A 24,421-nucleotide genomic window follows, 5' to 3' on the forward strand; every position below is an offset into this window, starting at 1 on the left:
GTGCCACTGACGGGGCCAAGGTCCCAGCGTTCGACCTTTGTGCGAAATATCCGTTTCGAGATGAGATCATATGAATACCTGAATAGGTGAACAGATGTTTTCGGACACCTGTCCACCAAGGAAAGGACACCCGTGAAACTCCACAAACCAGGCGTTCTGACGCTCACCGCAACCGCCGCAATCGGCGCACTTCTGATCACGTCGTGCAGTAGCCCGACTGGCACCGACTCCTCGGGCAACAACGACGGCCTGGTCTTGGCCGACGGCTACGAACTGGGCGGCTACAACCCGGTCGCAGGGTTCGGCGCTGCCGGTGAGGCCAAGATGTACGACGGTCTCGTCCGGCTCACCGGAGGCACCGGTATGCCGGGATTCGAGCCGTCTCTGGCCGCGGAGATGCCCACTGCCAACGCCGACGCGACAGTCTGGACGGTCAAACTCCGCGACGGGGTCACCTTCTCCGACGGATCGACCTTCGACGCCGCCGACGTGGTTGCCACGTACAAGGCGATCCTCGATCCAGCTTCCGCCTCCGAAGCGCGGTCGTCGTACGACATGATCAGCGACGTCGTGGCCGTCGACGACAGCACAGTCGAGTTCCGCCTCGCCTACTCGTATGCCCCACTGCTGACGAAGATGCTGATCGGCATGGTTCCATCGGAGTCCCTCGCGACACCCGGGCTTGCCGCCGAGTCGCCGTTGAACACCGCACCGGTTGGTACGGGTCCGTACACACTCGTCGACCTCTCACCGGATCGAGCGGTCTTCGAGGCGAACGAGAACTACTGGGACGGTGCGCCGGAGATCAAGAAGCTCACTCTCCTCTACGTTCCTGACGACAACACCCGCGCCCAACGTATGGCGTCCGGCGAGATCGACGGAACCAATCTCCCTCCACTGCTTGCCAATACGTTCTCAGGCAAGGACAACATGTCCGTGACGGCCCATCAGTCAGCAGACTGGCGCGGACTCTCACTCCCGACGAACAATCCCGTGGCAGGCGACAAAGCCGTGCGGATGGCGCTCAACCTCGCCGCCAATCGCCAGTCGATGATCGACAACGTCCTGGGCGGACACGGCCGCGTCGCCGCCACTCCGATCCCCGAGGTCTACGGCGATTCGTACAACCCGAACGCAACCTTCGCCTACGACCCGACCCAGGCCGAGCGAATACTCACCGAGGCGGGCTGGATCGAAGGTGCCGACGGAATCCGTTCGAAAGACGGTCAGCGGGCACAGTTCACGATCATGTACAACTCCGTCGACACCGTTCGACGCGATCTCGCTCAGGCATTTGCCTCCGACGCTCTCGCTGTCGGCATCGAGGTGGACCTCGAAGCACTCTCCTGGGACCGTATAGACCCTCGCATCAACCAGGATTCGACGCTTCTCGGTGGCGGCGACGAACCTTTCGACCCCGACACACAGGCGTACGACGCGCTGAACTCGAAGTACATCGCGCCCGGGGTCGGCAGCATCTACGACAACGCCAGTGACTACTCCAATCCAGCAGTCGACGCAGGCTTGGAAGTAGGACGCCGCAGCCTGGATCAGGCAACGCGTGATGCCGCGTATCGCGACGTACAGCAGGCGTACGTCGAAGATCCCGGATTTGTCATCCTCGTGTTCCTCGACCATACGTACGTGTCGAAGGATTCCGACTGGCAGATGTCCGGACCGGTACTCGAACCACACTCACACGGTGTGACCTGGGGTCCATGGTGGTCACTGCAGACGTGGGCCCGAGGGCAATGACAGCGGTCGACGTTCGGCCAGACGCGGGGCCGACACGGGGCCACCGTGACAACTCCCGCCGAAAGGCCATCCTCACGATGGTCGGTCGGCGGGTGTTGTTCATCGTGCCGGTCATCGCCGTGGTGTCCGCGGGACTCTTTGCCGCCGCCGCGATCTCACCGTTCGATCCACTGGTCGGCTACCTCGGCACGCGATACATGACGACAAGCGACGCGGACAAAGCGTTGATCGCCGACCAGATGGGTTTCGACAACCCCTGGTACAGCACGTACTGGAATTGGCTCCAGGGTGTGCTCACCGGCGATCTCGGGATCTCCAGATCGTTCAATCAGCCTGTTTCCCAAGTCATCTTCGAACGTCTGCCATGGACCCTGCTGCTGGTCGGGATCTCACTCCTCATCGCGATTCTCGCCTCGCTGACACTCGGTGTTCTCGCCGGAATCCGCAGTGGAGGATTCCTGGACAAGACGGTGTCCGGGCTGAGCGTCGTGGTCCAAGGACTTCCGCCGTTTGTCTTGTCGCTGGGTGCCATCGCGCTCTTCGCGTTGACTCTCGGCTGGCTCCCGGTCGCCGGAATGACCGACGGGGGCGCCGATCCCACACCGGGACAGGTGATCCGGCACTTGGTCCTACCGGTGACGGTGCTCGCCATTTCGCAAATGCCGTGGCTCCTACTTGCCGTCCGAGAGTCCGTCGTGGGTTCGAAGAGTGAGGGATTTGTCGCCGGCGCGGTAGCACGCGGTATCCCGACGCCGACCATCACGAAGCGCCACATACTGCCCACATCACTGGCACCTTTCGTCAACATCGTCGGCGTGCGGTTGCCCGAGCTGATAGTCGGGGCAGTGCTGGTGGAAGAGGTGTTCAGTTGGCCGGGGATCGCCGGCGCCATCGTGTCGTCTGCGCGAGACCTAGACATGGCACTGCTCGCGTTCCTCACCGTCGGTACGACATTGACGGTCATGCTCGGCTCACTGCTTGCCGACGTCCTCGTTGCAGTCCTCGACCCGAGAGTGAGTACCGATGGCTGAACGACGCTTCAAGATCGCCGTCGGCGTGCTGATCCTCGTTGCGCTGTACGCGGCGTTGGTCCCATGGTTGGCCGACGTCGACGACCGAGTCACAGACTTCTCGGCGGCTCGCCTGGCTCCGTCGTTCGATCACCCGTTCGGAACTGACTCGGCGGGCCGAGATCTATTCGTGCGCATAGCTGCAGGCATCAGAACCTCACTTCTGATCGCACTCGCCTGCGCGCTGCTCGCCACGGTGATCGGCGTCGCCGTCGGCACTACGGCCGGACTGGTCGGCGGCTGGGTGGACAGGTTCGTCATGCGCGGCACCGATGCCGTCAACGCACTCCCCCACCTGTTGCTCGGCATCGTCATCGTCGCGATGTTCCGTGGAAGCATTGCCGCCATCGTGCTTTCGATCGCACTGACCCACTGGACCCAAGTGGCCCGGATCATCCGCTCAGAGATCTTGAGTCTGCGCGAGCGTCCCTACATCGACGCCGCCATTCTCGCGGGAGCAAGTCGACGTCACGTGATCATGCGCCACCTCGTGCCGGCGACGGCGCCACAGGCCTTGATCGCAGTCGTTCTCCTGCTGCCCCATGCCGTCTGGCACGAATCAACATTGTCCTTCCTGGGTTTCGGTCTTCCCCCGCACAAACCCAGTCTCGGGACGCTTCTCGAAGAGGCACGCAGTTCTCTACTCCTCGGCGGTTGGTGGACTCTTGCATTCCCCGCCGCAGTCCTCGTGATCGCCACCGTCGCTGTTGCAGTTGCCGGTTCGGCCCTGCGGTCGATGCTGACGCCCCCTCGACCTTCGGAGCTACGACTGTGAAACGCGGCCTACGCATCGAATCCCTCACCGTCAGGATCCCTTTGCCCGGAGGATCCGTAGTCCACGCTGCGAGCGACATCGACCTCGACGTTCCAGCCGGCACGGTGACCGCGCTTGTCGGCGAATCCGGGTGTGGCAAGTCGATCATCGCCACCTCGGTCATGAACATGTTGCCACCGAATGCTTCTCGAACCGGAACGGTCACCGTCGGTACAGCGGACCTCGAGATCGACGTCTTCTCCGGCACCGCGTTCCGTGGGCGGCACGTGGCTCTCGTTCCACAATCCGCCGCAACACATCTCACCCCCGTCCGGACTGCGCGATCGCAACTACAGGAGACGATCGACGCACTCGGCGGCGATCACACTTGCGACGCCTTGGCACTTCGCGTCGGACTCGAACCGTCGGCCCTGGACTGTTACCCGCACGAACTGTCGGGCGGCATGGCGCAACGCGTTGCCATTGCCGGTGCGCTGGCCGGGAATCCATCGGTGATCGTCGCAGACGAACCCACCGCCAACCTCGACCGCGAACTCACCGACCACGTCATGGGATTACTTCGAGAGTGCGCTGACTCCGGGGCGGCTGTCCTGCTCATCACCCATGACCTTGCATCACTCACCCGCAGCGATGTCGCGGATCGACTTGCCGTCATGTACGCATCACGCATCATGGAAACCGGTCCGGCGGCTCTGGTGTTCCAAGATCCGCTGCACGACTACACCCGAGACCTGCTCGACGCCTTGCCATCCCGAGGCTTGAATCCCATGCCCGGATCACCACCGCAACTCACCGATCTCCCCGACGACTGCGTCTATCACCTACGACGCCCGGAGTCGAAACAATCCGGTGGCCCGACCGAACTGGTCACACTGGGTGACCGCACGTACCGAACGCTGCGGAAGGTGGGCTGACATGAGTTTGCAAGCTCTGGGAATTACCAGCGGTTACCACCGGAACCGACCGGTGCTCGAGAACGTCTCGCTCGAAATTCCGCCGGGAAGGCTGATCGGCCTGACCGGGCCTTCTGGCACCGGAAAATCAACACTTGCAAGGATTCTCGCCTCGTTGGATGCACCGTGGTCAGGCGAGGTGCGAATCGACGGATCACCCGTCGTGGGTACCAAATTCTCGGTATCCGCGGCACTGCGCGGGACGGTGGCCATGCTGTTTCAGTCACCTCGCGCATCAACCGACCCTCGGCAGACGCTCGCCTCGATCATCGGTCAACCCGGCGATATTGCCGGTAGGACAATCGATGTGGTCGCACTGGCAGCAGAAGTGGGCCTCACTCCCGATCTCTTGTCCCGTAGACCCCACCAGGTGAGCGACGGCCAACTGCAGCGCGCCTGTCTAGCGAGATCGCTGGCGCAACAACCGAAATACCTCATCTGTGACGAGGCGACGGCGATGCTCGACGCCGCCACGACGGCCGCGCTCATTCGGTTGATCGAGAGTCGCGCCACCGAAACCGGCGTCGGCGTATTACTCATCAGCCATGATCGCGAATTGCTCGGCGCCTGCTGCGACGTGGTCCACGACCTCGACGGCATTCGCGCTTAGAGCGTGTTGCCAATCCTGATCCGGTAGTTCACGGGCGAGTGTTTATGCGTTTTGCGTGATGCGATTTCGGATGAGGCGGGGGAGGTGATCGGTCCGTTGCTCCCGAAGGTGAAGGCGACCGGTCAACCGCCCGTAGATCGGCGCACGGTGTTCGAACCGACTGCGTGGCGGTTCCGGACGGGAGCGCGCTCCACCGACTCTCCTGCAACACTCGCAACTCTGCCTGGGATCTTCCTTGCCGCCTGCACCAACGAGGCGCTTACTGATCAAACGGCGCCGTGAACGACACTGGTTTGCCGGTGGCGCGCGCGTACGCGATCTCTCGGCGCGTGGACTCGCCAATGTATCCGCGTGGGTTGACGACCAGCACCCGATCAGCCAGGTCGATCTTGCGCAGGTGAAGCGCGTCGAGCAGCGTTTTCTGCTCGACAGAGATCGCCTCGTCTGCTTCGCCCGGCGCGACGACGATCACGCCTGCGAACGTCAGGTCGCGGTTCGCCTCCCGCATCTCTTCAGCGAATCGCACAGAGCCGCAAATACAGACAATCTCAGGTCGATCAGGCACGCTTCATTCTCTCATCGACCCGAGGACGCACGGCCATACCAGTCTCATCTGCCACCTCGAGCAACACACCCCAGCCCAACAAAATTGACGCTTGACTCGAACGCGTGTTCGAGTATTGTTTTGGGTGGGGATCGGGGGATTCAATGAGTGTCTATCTGTCGGACGTGGTTTCGGGTTCTGCGGTGGGGTTGCGCGGACGCCTGTGGCAGCTGTCTGCTTCTGAGTTGCGTGCTGCCGCTATCGAGGCGAGTGCGGAGATTCTTCGTCTCGAGGCTGTTCGTGTGGCGGTGGTGGACGAACTCTCGATGCGTCCTGATGATCAGGTGATTGCCAGCCGCGGGGTGGGTTGCTGGTTGGCGGCAAACACGATGCTGCAGGTTCGGGACGGGAAGAAGATCGCCGCCCTGGGGGCTGCGCTGCGGCCGTTTCCGGCGGTGGCGGCCCGGTTCGATGGCGGGGACTGCTCCTTCGATCATGCCGTGTTGATCGTGGCGTTCTGCGAATCACCACCGAAGGGCATGCCGGAGGAAGCGCTCCCTCGCTGTATCGATTTGTTGTTGGCTGCCGCGTCGGGGGTGGAGGCCACGACCACGAAGGTGCGGAACGTGATCGCGACCTTGGAGCGAGTGTTCGAGTCCGATGAGGTTCCGCCCGCCGAGGATGTGGATCGGAATGAGTTGCGGATCGCGTCGACGTTGAATGGTCGGGTGGTGGTGCGCGGGGATTTCGATGCTCTCACCGGGGAAATGTTGTTGTCGGCGTTGTCGAATCTGACGATGCCCACCCCGGCACCGGATGGAACCCCGGATTCTCGGTCGGCGGCGAAGCGGACTGCGGATGGGTTCACCGAACTGATCCGCCGGTATTTGGATTGCGCGAAGACCGGTTTCGATGGTGGTCAGCGTCCGCACGTGAACGTGCACATCAACGCCCGCGACCTCGCTGAGCATCGGGACTGCGCAGCCGCACCCGCTACTTCTGGTAGTGGAGTGGCTGTGTCGGATCTTGATGTCGGGCACATGCCCTGGCTGGGGCCACTGTCCGTCTCGCAGACGAGACTCCTCGGCTGCGACTGCTTCCTCTCCACCGTACTGCTCGACGACCACGGCGCACCGCTCGATGCGAAACCCGGAAAGCGATTAGTGTCCGCCGAACAGCGAGTGGCGCTGATCGCCCGAGACAAAGGCTGCGCCTTCCCCGGCTGCACATGCGTGCCCGCCTGGACCGACGCACACCACATCCGGCACTGGGCCAACGGCGGCCCGACCGTGATGAACAACCTTGTCCTACTGTGCCGTTCACATCACCGGCTGATGCACCGGAAATCGGGTTTCGTCGGAAAATGGGTAATCCGCATCGGCGTCGACAACAAACCCTGGTTCATCCCACCACCCTCGATCGACCCGCAGCAGCACCCGCGGCCGGCGAACACCACCTTCAAAACCTGAGGACGAACCTCAGACATACAACTTCACGCCAGGTCCGCATCGGGGGGAGCACCTCCGATGCGGACCTGGCGTGCGTTCATGTTGGTCAGCCCCCAACCGTCAAGTCGTAGAGGGTTACTCCGTCCACCGTTGTGGCGGTGAAGTTTTCGGTCACCCACGTCGAGATCGCGGTAGCGGTACCTTCGGCGTTCATACCGCCACCCATCCCACCGCCGGCGATGAAGAAGTGAATCTTGCCCTCTGACACGTACTGCTGGAACTGCGCGAGTGTCGGGGACGGATCACTCCCGTTGAACCCTCCGATAGCCATGACCGGTGACTGCGTCGCAAGCTGATAGCCCGATGCGCTGTTCGACCCGATTGCCGCGGCTACCCACGTGAACTGGTCGGAGTTCTCTTCGAGGGTGGACACGACCGCGGCTCCCGGTGTGCTGCCCTGAAGCAAACCACCGGCTGCGCCGCCGCCCATTGCGCCCCGCGTTCCGTCGGTGGTCGATGTGGTGGTACCCGGAGCTGTTGCACCACCGGGTATCTGACCCATTCCGGCAGGGGGCGTTCCCGGCGTTCCGGTCCCAGCCCCGTCAGCCCGACGGTTCCCGCCGTCAGCCGTGCCGCCGAATCCTCCGAATCCTCCGCGTCCACCGCCGGGCCCGCCCATTCCACCTTCGACGCTCGGTCCGGCCGAAACTATGGAACCGGTATGCGGAGTGTTGATCGTGTCGATCGCGTACGCAGTCGGACCCGCCAGACCGGTGAAGATCGCCGCGAGAATCACTGCCACAGCCAATCGACCTCGCGTCGCTGCCGGAATCAGCACTGCCACGGCTGTGACGATGCCGACGACCAGAATCGCCCAGCGAAGCCACGGTACGAACGAAGGCGAGCGTCCGAGCAGTACCCACGCCATCGCGACGGTTGCGGCCAACGACACTGCCAGAACGAGGCGAACCCAGAGGACGTCACGATGACGCCAAGCGAATACGGATCCTGAACCGATCAGTGCGGCGATCGCCGGCGCCAGCGCAACGGTGTAGTAAGCGTGGAAGATTCCCGCCATGAAACTGAAGGTCAATCCGGTCACCAACAGCCACAGTCCCCAGACGATGAATGAAGCGCGCTGTGTGTCAGCGCGGGGAGCCCTGCCTCGCAGCACGATTCCAGCCACCAGAAGTATCAGTGCAGCAGGAATCAACCAGGCAATCTGTCCGCCCTGGGCAGATTCGAACAGTCGGGTAATGCCGGTACTCCCCCACATACCGCCACCGGCGCCACGACCTGGTGCCATGCCTCCCGCTGCCATACCGCCTGCGGCCTCGCCCATTCCGGGGAAGCCTCCCGCAGCAGCACCGGCCGCAGCATCACCAGCACCGCGCATTCCGCCGCCGCCGACGCTTCCGGTCTCGTTGCCGCTCAAGCGTCCGAGCCCGTTGTAGCCGAGCGTCAGTTCGAGAATCGAATTGTTCTGCGAACCACCGATCCACGGACGTGAGTCGGCCGGCCACAGTTCGACGATTGCCAACCACCATCCGGCGGAGACGATCAGTCCGCCCAGTGCCGCGAACAGTTGGAGTACGCGCTTACCCAGTTTCGGCGGTCCGGCGATCAGATAGGTGAGCGCCAGCGGTGGAACTACCAACATGACCTGTAATTGCTTTGTCAGGAAACCGAATCCGCAGAAGATACCGACCAACACCAGCCAGCGGGTGCGACCGTCCTGCACGGCGCGCATCATCGCCCACACTGCTGCGATCATCAGGAGCACCAGCAGGGCATCCGGGTTGTTGAACCGGAACATCAGCGCCGCTACGGGTGTGAGCGCAAGTACCAAGCCGGCGATGAGGCCGGCGGCCGCACCGAAATACCGTCGAACCGTTCCCCACAACAGCGCAACCGATCCGACTCCGAGGAGTGCCTGCGGCACCAACATCGCCCAGGAATTGAGTCCGAAGATGCGAACCGACAGCGACATCAACCATAGGGACATCGGCGGCTTGTCGACGGTGATCGAGTTGGCAGCATCCGAGGAACCGAAGAAGAAGGCCTTCCACGACACCGAACCTGCCTGGACCGCAGCAGCATAGAACGAGTTGGCCCATCCGGACGCGCCCAGGCCCCAGATGTAGGCGACTCCGGTACCCACCAACAACACTCCGAGCGCCCACGGTTCCCAGCGCACCTGACGCTGCGGTTCCGGCGCAGGCAGCGGCGCGGCGAGTGTCTCTGCAGTGGCGGTCATCGATTGGCTCCTACGGATTGTGCAGTGCGAAAAACCCAGCGCAGCGCGACGAATCGGCTCACTGTGGCAACAAGATTGGCAATGACGAGTACGGCAAGCTCCACGTGCTTGGACGCGTCGGGCGCCATGACGTCGAGAACGAACAACGATCCGCTGGTGAGCAGTAGACCGAACCCGAACACGAGCAGGCCCTGCATCTGGTGACGGGCGGATCCTTCCGACCCGCGGATCCCGAAGGTGAAGGCTCGATTGGCGGCGGTGTTGAATACCGCGGTCACCAGCAATGCGACGGCGTTGGCCCACTGCGCACCCATCACCGAGTGCAGTGCGAGGTAGAGCAGTGCGTACGCGAGTGTCGAAATGACTCCCACCACGGCAAAGCGCGAGAGCTGCCCGACCATTCCGCGAGGGACTCCGGGAACCAGTGGTTCACGTCCGAAACTCGCTCTGAGCTCAGTCAAGGGAAGGGAACCGGTCGACAGTGCTCGCCCGACTCGGACCACACCTTTGAGGTCGGCAACTGCGGTGGCAATGATGTCCACCCGACTGTCCGGATCGTCCACCCAGTCGACGGGGACCTCGTGAATCCTCATGCCCGCTCGCTCGGCCAGCACGAGCAATTCGGTATCGAAGAACCACCCGGTGTCCTCCACCAGCGGAAGTAGTTGCCGCGCAACATCGACTCGCATGGCTTTGAATCCGCACTGAGCGTCGGAGAAGCGAGCATGCAGTGCGCTTCGGAGGATGAGGTTGTAGCTACGTGAGATGAACTCGCGTTTGGGGCCGCGTACCACGCGCGACGAACGTGCCAACCGGGAACCGATGGCGATGTCCGAGTGGCCGGAGAGCAGCGGAGCAATCAACGGCATCAGGGCATTGAGATCGGTGGAGAGGTCGACGTCCATGTACGCGACCACGTCGGCATCGGAGTCGCTCCACACCTGCCGCAGTGCTCGACCACGGCCCTTCGCATCCAGGTGGACGACCCGGACGTCGTCGAATTCTTCGGCGAGGGAACGTGCGAGTGCCAACGTGCCGTCGACACTGGCGTTGTCCGCGATGGTAATTCGTGCAGAGAATGGCACCTGTGTGCGTAAATGCCGGCGCAGGCGCCGCACGCACGTCTCCAGGCCGGCCTCTTCGTTGTATACCGGGACGACCACGTCCAGCACTACAGTCGTCGCGGAAAGCTCCCCTGCGTCCGTGCTGCCCGCGGTCTGCATGGCTTCTGTCGTCATGCGTCCTAGATTTGTCGGGCCGGCTCCGACGAACCTGCGTCCAGCCTGGGAGTTTCCTGGCAACCGGACGCGGGCTAATCTCGGGGTATGCCTTCAGTCTTCAGCGCCATCATCAACGGAGATCTACCAGGACGTTTCGTGTGGGAGGACGACGACGTTGTCGCGTTCCTGACCATTGCGCCGGTAACGCAGGGCCACGTACTCGTGGTACCGCGAGCCGAGGTCGATCAGTGGCAGGACGTGGATCCTGAACTCTTTGCCAAGGTCACCGCGGTTGCCCGCACCCTGGGTCAGGCTGTGCGGAAGGCGTTCGACGCGCCTCGGGCGGGTCTCCTCATCGCAGGTCTGGAAGTTCCGCATCTTCACGTTCATGTCTTCCCCGCATACGACATGGGGAACTTCGACATCAGTGGCGCCGATACTTCGCCGTCACCCGAATCTCTCGACGAGGCGCAGACCAAACTCAAGTCGGCGCTACGCGACCTCGGCTTCGAGGCAACTGTCTCGACTCGTTGATCCCGTACCTTCGACCGAATTTCGCTGGCCGATAACTGGACTCCCCGCCGCAGCCTCCAACGGAGGTTGCGGCGGTCGCATTTGTCACTCCTACCGACCGTGACCTGCGATTGCACACCGAACAGTCCGTTTCGCGCTGTCGCGCGAGCACGAGATTCGCTGCTACCGTGGGGCGCTGGTCCGGGACCTAGGGCCCTAAAACTGGTTCACGTGTTAACAGTCGGAGGACAAGGGAGCAATGCAGGAACGTGCCAAGATCAGTCGCCGACAGATTCTTCAAGGCGCTGCTGATCGGTTCGAAGTCACGGGGTACGGCAGCACGAGCATGAATGACATCGTGTCCGCGGCGCAGATGACCAAGGGCGCGGTCTATTTCCACTTCTCGTCCAAAGACGAATTGGCTCAGGCGGTCATCGAAGAACAGCACCAGATGTCGATCACTGCCTTCACCGCAGTTGCAGCCACGGGCGCACCGGCACTGGAACAGCTCGTCATGGTGTGCCACGAGATGGGCCGCCAACTCGTCGCGGACCCGATTGTTCGTGCGGGAGTCCGACTTACCCTCGAATTGGCCTCTGCCGACGGTTCGCAAGGCCCGTACGTCGTGTGGATCCGCGAGCTTCGAAAACTGGCCGAGGCCGCGAAGCTCGAAGGCGACATCCGCGACGACGTGGAGCCGGAATCGGTGGGTCGCGTGGCGATCTCGGCATTCACCGGCATTCAACTGGTTTCGAACGTGCTCACCAGACGAAGCGATTTGAACGACCGTATCGACGAATTGTTCACCATCCTGTTGGCAGGCGTGGTCTCGGACAAGCGTCGGACCGACGTCGCCGACCTGGTCGGACGTCGCCTCGAAACTTATGCGTCCTGACCCCCGCAACACCCTGACCCCCGGAACACCCTGACCCCCGGAACACCCTGACAATCGGTTGATTCGGCGTATCAGCACCGAACCGTGCGCCAACCTTCGTCGATTCGTACAAGACCCCCCGTCGTCGACTCACTATCGTCAGATCCACGAATAACCCAGATATACGGATACCGACGAAAGGGCTTCTCGAATGACCGAAACCGCCACGTACGTTGAGAGCGCACAGCAGGAGATCGCTGCTGTTCTCGCCGAAGCGAAGACCGATGCGTTCGTCCACGCACGCGACATCGATTCCGGCGAAGAGTTCGGCTACGGCGCTGACGAAGGTGTCATCCTCGCCTCCGTTTTCAAGATTCCTGTTGTACTCCAGTACGCCCGTGAAGTAGCGGCCGGCACCCTTGATCCGACCGAGCACGCCACGGTGACCGCCGAGTTCCGCTCCGGCGGCATCGGTATCGGCGGCTGCGCCGACGACGTGACCGCAAGCTGGCGAGATCTCGCTCTGCTCATGATGAGCTTCAGCGACAACGCCGCCACGGATTTCTTGTACGAACGCCTCGGACTCGACAACATCGTCGCAACGCTGCGCGGGCTCGGTTTGGAGAAGACCAACTTGGTCCGTGACTGCCGTGGTCTGTTCAAATCGGTCTACGACGACCTCGGTGTCGACAAGGGCACCTTGCTGGAAATGCCGCCCATCGAAATTCTTCGGACAATTTCCGTCATGGATCCGGCCCGCTCCAACTCCAGCACTCCTCGTGAGATCACAATGTTGCTGGCTGCAATCTGGAGGGACGAAGCCGGCCCCGCATCGGCGTGTGAAGAAGTCCGAACCATCATGAGCAAGCAGGTCTGGCCGCATCGCCTTTCGTCCGGTTTCCCCGACGAGGTCACTGTCGCCGCCAAGACCGGAACGCTGGGATTGGTACGAAACGAAGCCGGCGTCGTGGCGTACCCGGATGGCAAGCGTTACGCCGTCGGTGTCTTCACCAAGTCCCACGAGCTCACCCACCGCGCCCCGAAGATCGACGCCTCCATCGGAACCGTCGGCCGCATCGCTGTCGAAGCACTTCGCAACAACAGCTGATCTGAACCCACTGACAAAGAATGCGGATCGCGCTGAGAAATCAGTGCGACCCGCATTTTTCGGCTTTCGAGCTAGCGTGGACCGCGCAGACGAAGATGCACCATCAACCGGAAGCGGACGTTGGGATCGTCCAGATCCAACGCGGCCATACCCTTCAACTTGCTGAGACGATACCGAAAGGTGTTGGGGTGTACGTGCAATGACGCCGCGGCGTCACCGACGTCACCGAAGGCGTTGAGCCACGCATCGAGGGTGTCGACGAACGAGGTCGCATGAGCTGCGTCGTGGCTGGCGATCGCCTCGATGGGTCCGAGGTCCGAGAACCCTTCGGCTGCAGCTTCCGACGCGATCTCCAACAGGATGGCATCGACGTGGACGCTACTGAAGGTGGCGACGCTGCCCGACGCTCGTCCCGCCAACAACACTTCGAGGGCATGTTCGGCGTCGCGCTTCGATCGGCTCAGCTGCGCCGGTCTGGTCACGACCCGGCCGATCCCGATGATCGTGTCGCCGGACGCTCCGGTTCGGTCCAGGAAGTCCGAGGCCACACGGAACGCCTGTAGCTCGGCTTCTGCCGGGGAATGCCCTCGCACTGACAGCACCGCGTAGCCGGTTCCGTTGACCAGAGCAGCAGCCGACTGCGAATGGACCGCGCCCAGGTGCATGGCCAGAGCGTCGGTCAGCCGCACCACATGGGCTGCGTCGTCCGGCTTCGACGATCCTTCGAAAGACCTGCGGCCCAATGCCATCACGAGTGCGGGACCGGTCCCGAGGCCGAGGCGATTCATCGCGTCGACCGCACCGGATCCACCGTCGAGAAGGGTTGCGATCAGGTCTGCGCGCAGTCGACGCTCGGCGTCGGCGCCGCCGCGCAACCGCAACATCTGCAGTGCAATCAACCCGGCCGAATCGCGCAGTGCACGCATCCGGTCCTCGGACATCGGCTCACCGGTTGCCACCCACATGGAGCCGAGGAACTCGTCGCCGGCTCTGATGGACACGGCGATACGACCCATTTTTGTACCGAGGGTCTCGGCCGAAACCCACACCGGATCATCGCTGCGATAGAGCCGGTCGAAGACTCCCGCTTCTTCGAGCACTCGAATGTACTGGTCAGGAACTTGGCGCTCCAGAACGGTCGCGATACGTGGACCGTCACCTTCTTCCTGACGTCCGGAGAAGGCGATGACCCGTGAGCTTCGGTCCTCGATCGTGATCGGCGCATCCAGAAGTGCGCTGACGGCGTTGGCGAAAGCGAACAGATCGCCGGCCGGTCCACCTCCGCGCGAGTGGATGTGCCCGACTTCGTTCCGTGCCGAGAGCACCGAATGAAGCAGGCTTGTGAGCTGAACCCACGAAACTCCACGCGCCAAGGTCAATACGACAACGCCGGAGGAGATGATGGATTCACGGTCGGCATCGCTGACCTCGGTGGTCACTCGCGCGACCACCACGCGTACTCCGCGCTCGGCCAGGCCGGCCACGGACTCCGCGATACGTTCGCCTCCGGTGATGCCGACGAGCAGCACCATGGAGTCCGGTGTCGAGGGTGAGTCGTCGTCGGGGTCGTGAATGACCACCGAGGCGATCTCCTGGACCGCCTCCGGGTCGCCGACAACCGGGTTCAGCACCGTAGTTCCCACGTCTTCGAGAAGCCGCACCAAACTGATGCGAGGTCGTACGGTGCCCACGTCTATCACTCCTTCGTCCTGTGAACGAAGTGTGTCATAGTGATTCGTCAAAGCCGATCCATGCCGATCCATTCGACCGACGTGGTGATTGCTTCGAGCAGGTCAGGGATCGGTTCGACGCCGATGCCCGGCCCTTCCGGAACCTTCACGTAACCGTTGTCGAGTACGAACGGCTCGGTGATGTCTTCGGCGAAGTACCGGTCGGAAGCCGACGTATCGCCTGGTAGGACAAATCCGGGGAGCGCGGCAAGGGCGACGTTGGCAGCCCTGCCGATTCCGGTCTCGAGCATTCCGCCGCACCACACGGCAATTCCGTTGGCCTTGCAGACGTCGTGGATACGACGCGATTCCAGATAACCGCCCACACGTCCCGGTTTGATGTTCACCACGCTGCACGCACCGATTGCCAGAGCGTCGGCGGTGACCTTCGCGGAGGTGATCGACTCGTCGAGGCAGACCGGCGTCCGCATCATCTCGGCCAGCCTGGCGTGGCCACGCAGTTCCTCTTCGGGAAGCGGCTGCTCGATCAGCAGGAGGTCGAAGTCGTCGAGCCGCTGGAGATGGCGCGCGTCAGCCAGGGTGTACGCGGTGTTCGCGTCGACCTGGAGGAGTACGTCGTCGCCGAACCTCTCGCGGACTGCGCGAACCGGCTCGATGTCCCAGCCCGGTTCGATCTTCAGTTTGATGCGCAGGTATCCGGCGTCGAGGAACCCGCCTACCTCTTCGAGCAGTTCGTCGATCGAATTCTTGATACCCACCGAAACACCCGCAGGTACGCGATCGACTACTGCACCCAGGTACGAAGACATGCTCGTCCCGGCGGCCCGTAACTCGGCGTCGAGAAATGCGGTTTCCAGTGCCGCTTTGGCCATGGGGTGTCCGGCGAACTGTTCCATCGTCGCGCTCAGTGCGTGCACGTCGGGATCGGTGAGTTCGCCCAGAGACGGAATCAGGAACTTACGAAGGACTTCGGCGGCGCCGTCCGTGTATTCGGAGCAGTAGCGAGGCTCGGACATCGCAACGCACTCGCCCCAGCCCGCCGACTCCGAGGTGACGACCTTGACGAACAACACGTCCTTGGTGGTCTCCGTGCCGAACGAGGTTCGGAACGGCGCCTTCAACGGCATTGCTGCCCGGCGTAATTCAACTCCGTCGATCTTCACGATGTAACCTCCGCTGTTGTCCTGCCTGCCTGTGTTCCCGGCGCACGGTCCAGTACATATTTTCCGGTCCTGGTGACTGCGAGAACCACTCCGTTCTCGGCGAGCACACCCCCGAGAGTCTCGCGGACTGCCAGGCGCCAGTCGTTCGCTGCCGCCGGGTCCGACTTACGCAGTGTGTACACGTCATTCGGTGTAGCCACCGTGACGAATCGATTCTTGGTCGACTTCAACACGGGCAGGCCGGCTTCGGAGATCGACAACAGTTCGCTCGCTCCCAACGACTCAGGAGTCGGGACCTCTCCCGAACCGGCGACGACGTCGGAAACCTTGCTGCTACCGATTTCCCAGTCGATCAGCAATCGGTCGCTGTCTGCGCCGCCGTTGAGACTGTCGTTCATCGGCGCGTAGAAACGCGGCAGATACTGGATCGGGAACGCACCGAGTTTCGAGACGTTGAAGTAGGCATTGCGAGCGACGAGCGGGTCGAAAGTCCACCGCACGTGGAGAATTCCTCGTTCCAGTGCCCACGCTCGCTGGAACAGTTTCAACGCGAGGCCGATGTGCCCGTTCTGCACGTTCGGCAGGATCCCCGTGATGTGTGAATGCAACGAACGATGTTGCGGTTCCTCGAAGAATGCAACCGAGCCGCCGATCAGATCTCCGCCACGAAAAGCGCCGGCGACGTAGTTACCGGAGTGCGCGAGCGCTTTCATCATGTCCCGATGGACGGGAGGGTTGCCGCTCTCCGGCTGCCATACCTTCTCGAACAGACCGAATACCTGTTCCAACTCGGCATGCCCGGTGACGGTTTCGATAGTCACACATGCAAGCAGAGCGGCTTGCTCGGCCTGGCTGATTGCTTGCCGCATCCGTGAAGGCGATACACCTCCGAATGGTTGAACGGTCTTGCGTTGGACATTGTTCGGCGACGTCATCGTCACAGTCCTCCCTCCAGGATTCGAGTCACCAGACCGGCCAACAAGGTGGCGCGCGGGATCATCTGATCTATCTCTACGTGTTCTGTCGCTGCGTGGGCACCACCGCCGACGGCACCGAGGCCGTCCAACGTGGGAGTCCCGACTGCGGCAGTGAAATTTCCGTCCGACGCACCGCCGACGGCGCAGTCGCGAAGCATTCCCAACCCGCTCTCACTGCTGACCTGGTGAGCGAGAAAGTACAGCTTCTCCGAAGACACTGATTCCAGTGGTCCGCGGTTGGGTCCTCCGGACACCGAGATTCGGCTTTCGGCCAGCGCCGGTGTCAGCGCACGGATCGAACGGTCGATGCGTTCCTGTTCCTTCGCGGACCACATGCGAACGTCACACCACAGTTGCGCTTGCGCTGCAACGGTATTGGTCGTGGTTCCGCCACTGATCACGGACGGCACCACCGACGTTCCCGCCGCCGGGTCCGCGAGCTCCACCACGGCCTGAATCTGATGTGCGAGCTCAACTACGGCGTTCACACCTCGCTCCGGTTCCAGTCCGGCGTGTGCAGCGCGTCCCTCGATGTCGACGCAGTACAGCGACATACCCTTGCGCGCGGTCTTCACCGCGCCGTCGGCGGCGGCCTCGAGGACCAGCACAGCGTCGACCTGACGGGCTTGCTCCTCGATCAGTGCGCGTGAGGTCGGGGAGCCGATTTCCTCGTCGGAATTGAGGAGCACGACCACCCCGTCGAGCGACGGAAGCGATGCGAGCGCATGGAAGAGCTGGACGATGCCGGCCTTCATGTCGAAGACTCCGGGTCCGGTGGCGATGTTGTCGGTGACCGACCAGGGCAACTCCGCGAGCGTTCCGAGCGGCCAGACGGTGTCGAAATGGCCCAGGAGCATCACCTTCGGCTCCGCGCCGAACGACCAACGCAAGTGCTGGCGTCCGTCGATACGGATACGTTCGGGGGCGCTTCCGAGATGGCGTTCGCCGATGTCGGCCACCACGTCCGCACATGCATCGACTGCGCTGAGGTCGGAACTGGGCGACTCGGCGGTTACCAGCGCCGCCAGGTCCGCCACCATTGATTTCTTGTCCACTCCGACGCTCTCCTGTCACCGACTTGCAACTTCGCAGTCAAGCTTGGCCGAAGCGACCCTGTCGGATCTTGTCCAAGACTCCTGTCCTTCGGGCTCGGATTCGTCGTGTGTCACGAACAGCTGGGTGTGACAAGCAACTGGGTGTCATCAAGCAGGTGTGTCAGGTACCGATCTCGGTTCGGGCGGCAAACAGCTCGGGAAAGAAGCTCAACTCCAGCGCACGTTGCAGGAACCCGGCACCACCACTCGAACCGCCTGTCCCCTTCTTCATGCCGATCACCCGCAGCACGGTCCGAAGATGCCGGAACCGCCACAGCTGAAAGCTCTCCTCGAGGTCGACCAACTCCTCGAATGCCTCGTACGCCGTCCAGTGCTGTTCGACGTTCTCGTAGATTGCCTTGACCAGCGGAATCAGCTCGTCGTTTCGCACGTAGGGCGCGCTGACGTCTCGTTCGAGAGCCGACGCCGGAACGTCGTACCCCTGCCTGGACAGGTACCGCCAGAACTCGTCGTACAGCGTCGGCTCTCCGAGCAGGGTCTCCAACAATCGATGGGCGGACGGATCCGATTCGAACACCTTCAGCATGCCGGCGTTCTTGTTTCCGAGCACGAATTCCACGGCGCGGTACTGGTACGACTGGAACCCCGACGAGTTGCCGAGAACGCCCCTGAACTCCGCATACTCCGCCGGCGTCAGTGTCGCCAACACGGACCACTGTTCGGTCAGAGTGGCCTGGATGTGTTTGACGCGTGCGATCCGCTTGAATGCGACCCGAATGTCGTCGGCAGCGATCGCTGCTCTGGCCGCCCGTATCTCGTGGAGAAACAGCTTGAGCCACAACTCGCTGGTCTGGTGCTGAATGATGAACAAGAGTTCGTCGTGGTGTTCCGGCTCGCTCACCGGATGCTGCGAATCCAGGAGGGTATCGAGTCCGAGGTAGGCCCCGTAACTCATCTTCTCGGAAAAATCGGTGACGACGTCGTCTTCGATCTTTCGTGTGCCGTCCGTTGCCGACATCTTCAGTCTCCTTCTCAGAATTTCGCCGGGGTCTGCGGAACGATCATGGCCACCAATGCGGCAGCGCTCGTCGCTCCGACCAGGACTCCGAATGCAGCCATGTACGAGAACTGGTCCACCATCCATCCCATCACGAGCGGGGTGATGAAACCGGCGAACTGACCACAACCGTTGATCAAACCCATTCCGGAACCGAGGAATTCGGAAGGAAGTGCCCGCAACGGCATCGCGAAGATCGACATCGAACACAGACCGCTGATGCCTAGAGCCAACGTCTCGTAGAACGTGAACATCGCGACGGTGTCAGCGGTGGTCATCAGGAACAACAGGACTGCCGACGTGGCCATACACGGAACCAGAAGAATCCGAGCCCGGTCGTGGAAGTACTTGTCCACCAACCGCCCGCCCACAATCGTTGCCAGCGCCGTGACGATGAAAGGGATCGCGGCAAAGATTCCCGTGTCGATCAGCGAGAGTCCCTTGTCGTTGAGCAGATAACTCGGCACCCAGGTCATCAGACCGTACGCGGACATGTTGGCCAGGCAGAACAGAATTGCGAACTTCCACACCGACGCGGACTTGAACACCGCGGCGCGAGAGTGCTCGCTCGCCAGAGGTTGCAGCGCAGCCTCAGGATCTTCCGAGATGTCCGTGTCCAACGGTGCCGGCAGCACCAACCACACCACCGTGCCGATCACAGCGCCGACGATCGCCACCAGCCAGAACGCGTCACGCCACCCCACGGCCATGAGGACCGGCGCGATGATCAGCGGTGCGACGCCGGGGCCGAGGTTGTTGGCGCCGAGCATGAAACCCATCGCGGTCGCTCTGGTTTTCGGACGCGTCCGCTCAGCCAAAGCCTTGAACGACGCCGCCGGAAAGAGCCCCTGGCTGATACCGAACATCGCACGCATGACCATCAGCGAGATGAGACCCCACGCGAACCCTGTCAACGCGGTGAACACCGACCACAGGATCAAAGCAACGATCAACAGTGGCCTGGGTCCGAAGCGGTCGGCCAACATTCCGCCGGGGACCTGCCCGAGCATGTAGAAGATCGCGAAGACCGAAACCACACCACCCAACTGCGTACTGCTGAGCGAGAATTCGTCGCCGATCATCGGAAGCGCAAGCCCGATCATGACGCGATCCACCATGTCGATCAACCAGATAGTACTGAGCAGCCCCACCGTAACGGTGGTCGTGCGACGAATCGACTTGTTGTCCACCATGTTTCGAACCGAACCGCCGGTCCCCCGCGATGATTCTTCCACCGTGACGCGTTCCGCCTTCATCAAGCCTCCCGAATTGTCTTGTGCCGCATGGACTAGAACATTGAAAAGACTGATGAAGTGTGACAGCGAACACGTCTACCGCATTGGTCCGTTTCACCAATACCTGAAGCAACGTTTGGTCGGTCGGAACATGTTCTGCCCCAGTAGATGACAAATGCCGCCGACGCACACGGCGTCGGCGGCATTTCGCGATGGAGTCGCTACTTCATCACGTGCGATTGGCGACTGCCACGATCGTCGAGACGCCTGCGGCTGCAAGCCGAGCATTGACAGTGATCAGGCCGAGAATGTCGTCGACGCTGCCGAGTGTGTGCGAAATCGTACGATCCGAAATCCGTCGTGAGCCGGGAACAGCCTCGGCGAGTTCAGCTCCCGTAGTGGTGGGGTGAACGATCTCGAGGGTCCATTCGTCACGCAGCTCGACCGGCTTCAGTGTGTCGGCCTTGCGCACTGCGCGCTCGGCGCCTGCTCGGATCTGCTCGCACGCCAGCGACGGCGGCAGCGAATTGGTTGCCGACCATCCGTGTGCCTTCTTGACCTCGACGGTCTCGGTTGTCGGCGAGGCCGCGTCCACCAAGCCACAGATGATGTCGTCACCCGTCACGAGACCGACGGGAACGCCCTGGGTGGCAGCGTAGAGGGTGTTGACGTCGGTCTCGGAGACGGACTTGCCGTCGAGGCGGACGTCGGCGAACAAACTCGAGAACGTGTGCGCCAAGACGCCGGGTCCACCAGCTGGTGCGTGATAGCCGACAAACAGGGCGACGTCGTGATCCGACGTCATTCCTTCGGCCATGCACTGCATCTTGGGTGATCCGAAGATCAGGCGCGCCCGTGGATCCAGATCGGCGTGAAGCAGGTTGTCCATCGTTCCGTGGCTGTCGTTGACCAGGACGCTCGTCGCACCGGCGTCGAACGCACCGGCGATCGCAGCATTGGTCTCGGCAGTCATGAGCATCTGCGCACGGTGGTAGCCGCCACCGCCGCGGATCGTCTGATCGAGCGTCGCGATACCCGCGATACCCTCCATGTCCACCGAAATATAGACGTGCATTCCTGTCCTCCATCGATCTCAATCGGCTGAATTGATAACTTCGCTTTCACCTTCACACTCGACTGCATTCGTTTCTTGTCCGGTCGAACGGTGAGTCGGCCTCCATTTGGGACGTTCACACCAGAATCCGATACCCGAGCCGTGAAACCATCGGGACATTCGCCGGGCCAGGCGGTTCGACCAACGACAGGAGTGCAGCGCTGATGCAGGTCCACGACATCGTGTTCACCGGCGGCCGCGTCGTCGATCCCGCATCGGGGACCGACGAGGTTCGGGGCATCGCGATCACCGACGGCAAGGTCTCGGCGTGGGGTCACGACGCGATCGAGGCTCGGCAGACGATCGACGTGACCGGTCAGGTGATCTGCCCCGGATTCATCGACCTGCACAGCCACGGACAGGAAATCGCCGAGCAGCGACTTCAAGCGTTGGACGGAGTGACGACGGCCCTCGAACTGGAGGCAGGCGTCATTCCTGTTGCGAAGGCATATGCGCGTGCCGGTGCCGAGGGGCGCCCGATCAACTACGGCTACGCGACGTCGTGGGCGCACGCCCGCATGATCGAACTCTCGGGCGCCGATCCCGATGGCGACATCAGGACTCTCTTGCATCATGTCGGTTCCCCGAGCTGGCAGGGCGAACCCACTGCCTCCCAGCGCGCCCACATTCTCGAACTCCTCGAAAACGATCTCGCTGCAGGCGCTCTCGGCATCGGCGTGGTGGTCGGATACGCCCCGAAATCCGATCCGGCCGAGTACCTGCAGGTGGCGGATCTCGCGGCCCGAGCCGGAGTTCCCACTTACACCCATGCGCGCCCACTCATCTCGGCCGATCCGTCGAGCCCGGTGGACGGCGCCGTCGAAATCGCCCGTGCAGCAGCCGAAACCGGCGCGCACATGCACTACTGCCACGTCAACAGCACCTCGGGAATGCACGTCGACCATGCACTGTCCGTGGTGGCTCAGGTCCAGGCAGCCGGATCTCGCGTCACGACCGAGGCGTATCCGTACGGGTCAGGCTCGACGGCCGTCGGAGCTGCGTTTCTCGATCCAGACAAGCTGCATCTGATGAATCTGACACCACGATCGCTGACTTTCGTGCCCACCGGTGAACGTATCGCCGACCGCAAGCAGCTGGAACATCTTCGGGCAACGGACCCCGGCGGACTGGTACTGGTGGAGTTCCTCGACGAGAACGACACCGTGCAGCGCGAGTTCCTCGAACGCGCGATGACTTTCGACCGTGCCGCCATCGCGAGCGACGCGATGCCACTGACCTGGCCAGGCCGTACCGCTGCCGATGCGTTGCAGTGGCCATTGCCGGAGAAGGCACTCGGCCACCCACGCGGCGCCGGCACCTATGCGCGAGCGATTCGTACGCTGTACCGCGAGCGTCAACTGCTGTCGCTGTCGGAGATCATCGCGCGCTGCTCGTTGATCCCCGCGCAGATTCTGGAGGAGTCGGTTCCCTCGATGGCGACGAAAGGTCGGATCAGCCCCGGTAGCGACGCGGACATCCTCGTTTTCGACCCCGAGCGAATCACCGACAACGCCACCTACATCGACGGCACCCGTCCCTCCACCGGAATCAGCCGCGTGCTGGTCGGCGGCGTACCCGTCGTCGAAGGCGGTGCCGTGGTCCAGGACGCGTTGCCCGGTCGCCCGGTACGCCGCTCATAGCCGGATCTCGTTCTGACCTGCATAGTTCTGACAGAAAGTCACCACACATGAACACATCGTCTGCAATCAACGGCACAATCGATGCCATGACGGATTTCGCGAACCCCCCGATCGGTTGGCAGCACAAGGCATTCGGCACCGACCTCGAAGGTCGCGACGGCTCCGACCTGGAGCCACTGGGGATCTCTGCGCTCGACGGCAACCTCCTGCTACCCGTGATGACACTCGATCGTGCAGCGATCGCGCACAATGTCGACCTCATGGCGCAGTTCTGCTCCGATCACGATGTGGATCTGGCGCCCCACGCGAAGACCACGATGAGCCCCGAACTGGTTCGTCGGCAACTCGACGCCGGGGCTTGGGCGATGACGGCGGCAACCGTTGCGCAGGCACGCATTCTGCGTGAGTTCGGTGTGGACACCATCATCATCGCCAGCCAGGTTCTCGATCCCGCCGGCATTCGGTGGATCTGCGACGCCCAGGCCACCGACCCCGATTTCTTCGTCACCACCCTCGTGGACTCGGTCGAGAGCGTCCGCCTGATGGAACAGTTGATCGCGAAAGTCTCACCGGCCAGCCGTATCCGGGTTCTCGTCGAACTCGGCTACGACAGCGGACGCGCGGGCGCTCGCACTGTCGAGCAAGCACTCGACGTCGCACGCGCAGCATCGCAGGCACCTTCGTTGATTCTCACCGGAGTCGAGGGGTTCGAGGGCATGATGCCCGGAGCCTCGGTAGCAGCCCGCCGTATCTCCGTCGATTCGTATCTCAAATCCGCGCGGGTTTTCACGGAAATCTGTGTTGCCGAGAACCTGTTCGAGAACAACTCCGCGAAGGCTCCCCGGCCACTGGTCACTTTCGGCGGCAGTGCGTTTCACGATCTGGTTGTACGCGAGCTGGCCGGCCGGTGGGCACTCGACAACGGTGTACGCGTCGTGCTGCGCAGCGGTTGCTACATCACTCACGATCACGGTCTCTATGCCGAGACTTCGCCATGGGCAGACGGACCACGAACTCTGCAGGGAGCCGCAGAGGTCTGGGGCGTAGTGCTCTCAATACCTGAACCCGGACGGGTGATCCTGGGCTTCGGCCGCCGCGATGTCGGTTCCGACGCAGGCTTTCCCATAGTCCTGTGGCGCCGACGCGACGGATCCAACCGACCAGCGCGAGAACTGACCATCACCGCGCTCAACGACCAGCACGCGTACGTCGACGTTCCGGCTGACTTCGACGTGAAGGTCGGCGATCTGCTCGGTTGCGGAATCTCGCATCCCTGCACCACGTTCGACAAGTGGTCACTGATTCCCGAGGTCGATTCGGATTACCGCGTCGTCGGCACGGTGCACACCTACTTCTGAGGGG

At 62.4% G+C, this 24,421-nt stretch carries 21 protein-coding genes; 11 read left to right on the forward strand and 10 right to left on the reverse strand.

All coding sequences use genetic code 11. The annotated features are described in order from the left end of the window. Positions 1 to 132 precede the first annotated feature (132 nt). The 5 genes from CPI83_RS24195 to CPI83_RS24215 are packed head-to-tail and all read left to right on the forward strand — an operon-like array spanning position 133 to position 5,163. Positions 133 to 1,755 (forward strand): ABC transporter substrate-binding protein, encoded by a 1,623-nt coding sequence (locus CPI83_RS24195; RefSeq protein WP_092765103.1) that lies wholly within the window; start codon positions 133 to 135, stop codon positions 1,753 to 1,755. Next, positions 1,752 to 2,786 carry an ABC transporter permease gene (locus CPI83_RS24200; RefSeq protein WP_092765123.1) on the forward strand — a complete coding sequence of 345 codons (1,035 nt, stop codon included), beginning with the start codon at positions 1,752 to 1,754 and terminating at the stop codon, positions 2,784 to 2,786. The genes CPI83_RS24195 and CPI83_RS24200 overlap by 4 nt, the downstream gene beginning before the upstream one ends. Next, positions 2,779 to 3,600, forward strand: a complete 822-nt coding sequence (locus CPI83_RS24205) for an ABC transporter permease (RefSeq protein ID WP_007734397.1) — start codon at positions 2,779 to 2,781, stop codon at positions 3,598 to 3,600. The genes CPI83_RS24200 and CPI83_RS24205 overlap by 8 nt, the downstream gene beginning before the upstream one ends. Then, a complete protein-coding gene (locus CPI83_RS24210) occupies positions 3,597 to 4,514 on the forward strand; it encodes an ABC transporter ATP-binding protein (RefSeq protein ID WP_097387828.1) in 918 nt (305 codons plus the stop codon). Before CPI83_RS24205 ends, CPI83_RS24210 begins: the two co-directional genes overlap by 4 nt. A gap of 1 nt (position 4,515) precedes the next feature. Beyond that, positions 4,516 to 5,163: an ATP-binding cassette domain-containing protein gene (locus CPI83_RS24215; RefSeq protein ID WP_097387829.1), complete on the forward strand. Its 648-nt coding sequence runs from the start codon at positions 4,516 to 4,518 to the stop codon at positions 5,161 to 5,163. A 259-nt stretch (positions 5,164 to 5,422) separates the two neighbouring features. On the opposite strand, the gene CPI83_RS24225 is transcribed toward CPI83_RS24215, so the two are convergent. Next, the gene (locus CPI83_RS24225) at positions 5,423 to 5,671 is read right to left on the reverse strand and encodes a hypothetical protein (protein ID WP_229757029.1); all 249 of its coding nucleotides are present in this window, start codon (positions 5,669 to 5,671) and stop codon (positions 5,423 to 5,425) included. Between the two features lie 200 nt (positions 5,672 to 5,871). Here CPI83_RS24225 and CPI83_RS24230 point away from each other — a divergent pair, with 200 nt between their 5' ends. Next, positions 5,872 to 7,176 (forward strand): HNH endonuclease signature motif containing protein, encoded by a 1,305-nt coding sequence (locus tag CPI83_RS24230; protein WP_097387830.1) that lies wholly within the window; start codon positions 5,872 to 5,874, stop codon positions 7,174 to 7,176. An 85-nt stretch (positions 7,177 to 7,261) separates the two neighbouring features. On the opposite strand, the gene CPI83_RS24235 is transcribed toward CPI83_RS24230, so the two are convergent. Together CPI83_RS24235 and CPI83_RS24240 are read right to left on the reverse strand one after the other, a co-directional pair. Further along, a complete protein-coding gene (locus CPI83_RS24235) occupies positions 7,262 to 9,412 on the reverse strand; it encodes a glycosyltransferase family 39 protein (protein WP_097387831.1) in 2,151 nt (716 codons plus the stop codon). Beyond that, entirely contained in the window at positions 9,409 to 10,635 is a 1,227-nt protein-coding gene (locus tag CPI83_RS24240; protein ID WP_232816939.1) for a dolichyl-phosphate beta-glucosyltransferase, read from the reverse strand. Before CPI83_RS24240 ends, CPI83_RS24235 begins: the two co-directional genes overlap by 4 nt. A gap of 102 nt (positions 10,636 to 10,737) precedes the next feature. On the opposite strand from CPI83_RS24240, the gene CPI83_RS24245 reads away from it, so the two are divergent. The 3 genes from CPI83_RS24245 (at position 10,738) to CPI83_RS24255 (ending at position 13,127) form a co-directional block, all read left to right on the forward strand. Further along, a complete protein-coding gene (locus CPI83_RS24245) occupies positions 10,738 to 11,166 on the forward strand; it encodes an HIT family protein (RefSeq protein ID WP_019747035.1) in 429 nt (142 codons plus the stop codon). 238 nt (positions 11,167 to 11,404) lie between these two features. Next, on the forward strand, positions 11,405 to 12,040 hold the full coding sequence (locus CPI83_RS24250) for a ScbR family autoregulator-binding transcription factor (protein WP_097387833.1): 636 nt from the start codon (positions 11,405 to 11,407) through the stop codon (positions 12,038 to 12,040). A gap of 190 nt (positions 12,041 to 12,230) precedes the next feature. Then, on the forward strand, positions 12,231 to 13,127 hold the full coding sequence (locus CPI83_RS24255) for a serine hydrolase (RefSeq protein WP_020906342.1): 897 nt from the start codon (positions 12,231 to 12,233) through the stop codon (positions 13,125 to 13,127). Positions 13,128 to 13,198: 71 nt separating this feature from the next. Here the strand turns inward: CPI83_RS24255 and CPI83_RS24260 are convergent, their stop codons facing one another. From CPI83_RS24260 to CPI83_RS24290, 7 genes are all read right to left on the reverse strand, one after another. Beyond that, positions 13,199 to 14,818 (reverse strand): helix-turn-helix domain-containing protein, encoded by a 1,620-nt coding sequence (locus CPI83_RS24260; RefSeq protein WP_020968527.1) that lies wholly within the window; start codon positions 14,816 to 14,818, stop codon positions 13,199 to 13,201. Positions 14,819 to 14,865: 47 nt separating this feature from the next. Then, positions 14,866 to 15,981 carry an o-succinylbenzoate synthase gene (gene menC, locus CPI83_RS24265; RefSeq protein ID WP_031332867.1) on the reverse strand — a complete coding sequence of 372 codons (1,116 nt, stop codon included), beginning with the start codon at positions 15,979 to 15,981 and terminating at the stop codon, positions 14,866 to 14,868. Continuing rightward, positions 15,978 to 16,916 (reverse strand): GNAT family N-acetyltransferase, encoded by a 939-nt coding sequence (locus CPI83_RS24270; protein WP_003945514.1) that lies wholly within the window; start codon positions 16,914 to 16,916, stop codon positions 15,978 to 15,980. The genes menC and CPI83_RS24270 overlap by 4 nt, the downstream gene beginning before the upstream one ends. Positions 16,917 to 16,918: 2 nt before the next feature. Next, complete coding sequence (locus CPI83_RS24275) at positions 16,919 to 18,013, reverse strand: M20 family metallopeptidase (protein ID WP_097387834.1); 1,095 nt, start codon at positions 18,011 to 18,013, stop codon at positions 16,919 to 16,921. A gap of 160 nt (positions 18,014 to 18,173) precedes the next feature. Next, the gene (locus tag CPI83_RS24280; RefSeq protein WP_019747028.1) at positions 18,174 to 19,031 is read right to left on the reverse strand and encodes a tryptophan 2,3-dioxygenase family protein; all 858 of its coding nucleotides are present in this window, start codon (positions 19,029 to 19,031) and stop codon (positions 18,174 to 18,176) included. Positions 19,032 to 19,045: 14 nt separating this feature from the next. Further along, positions 19,046 to 20,326: an MFS transporter gene (locus tag CPI83_RS24285; RefSeq protein ID WP_097387835.1), complete on the reverse strand. Its 1,281-nt coding sequence runs from the start codon at positions 20,324 to 20,326 to the stop codon at positions 19,046 to 19,048. A 208-nt stretch (positions 20,327 to 20,534) separates the two neighbouring features. Next, positions 20,535 to 21,380 (reverse strand): M55 family metallopeptidase, encoded by an 846-nt coding sequence (locus tag CPI83_RS24290; RefSeq protein WP_019747026.1) that lies wholly within the window; start codon positions 21,378 to 21,380, stop codon positions 20,535 to 20,537. Between the two features lie 203 nt (positions 21,381 to 21,583). Here CPI83_RS24290 and CPI83_RS24295 point away from each other — a divergent pair, with 203 nt between their 5' ends. Together CPI83_RS24295 and CPI83_RS24300 are read left to right on the forward strand one after the other, a co-directional pair. Then, complete coding sequence (locus CPI83_RS24295; RefSeq protein WP_020906335.1) at positions 21,584 to 23,059, forward strand: amidohydrolase family protein; 1,476 nt, start codon at positions 21,584 to 21,586, stop codon at positions 23,057 to 23,059. Positions 23,060 to 23,106: 47 nt separating this feature from the next. Next, complete coding sequence (locus CPI83_RS24300) at positions 23,107 to 24,417, forward strand: alanine racemase (RefSeq protein ID WP_047889257.1); 1,311 nt, start codon at positions 23,107 to 23,109, stop codon at positions 24,415 to 24,417. Positions 24,418 to 24,421: the final 4 nt, after the last annotated feature.

The organism is Rhodococcus sp. H-CA8f (genome assembly GCF_002501585.1).
Taxonomy (GTDB): domain Bacteria; phylum Actinomycetota; class Actinomycetes; order Mycobacteriales; family Mycobacteriaceae; genus Rhodococcus_F; species Rhodococcus_F erythropolis.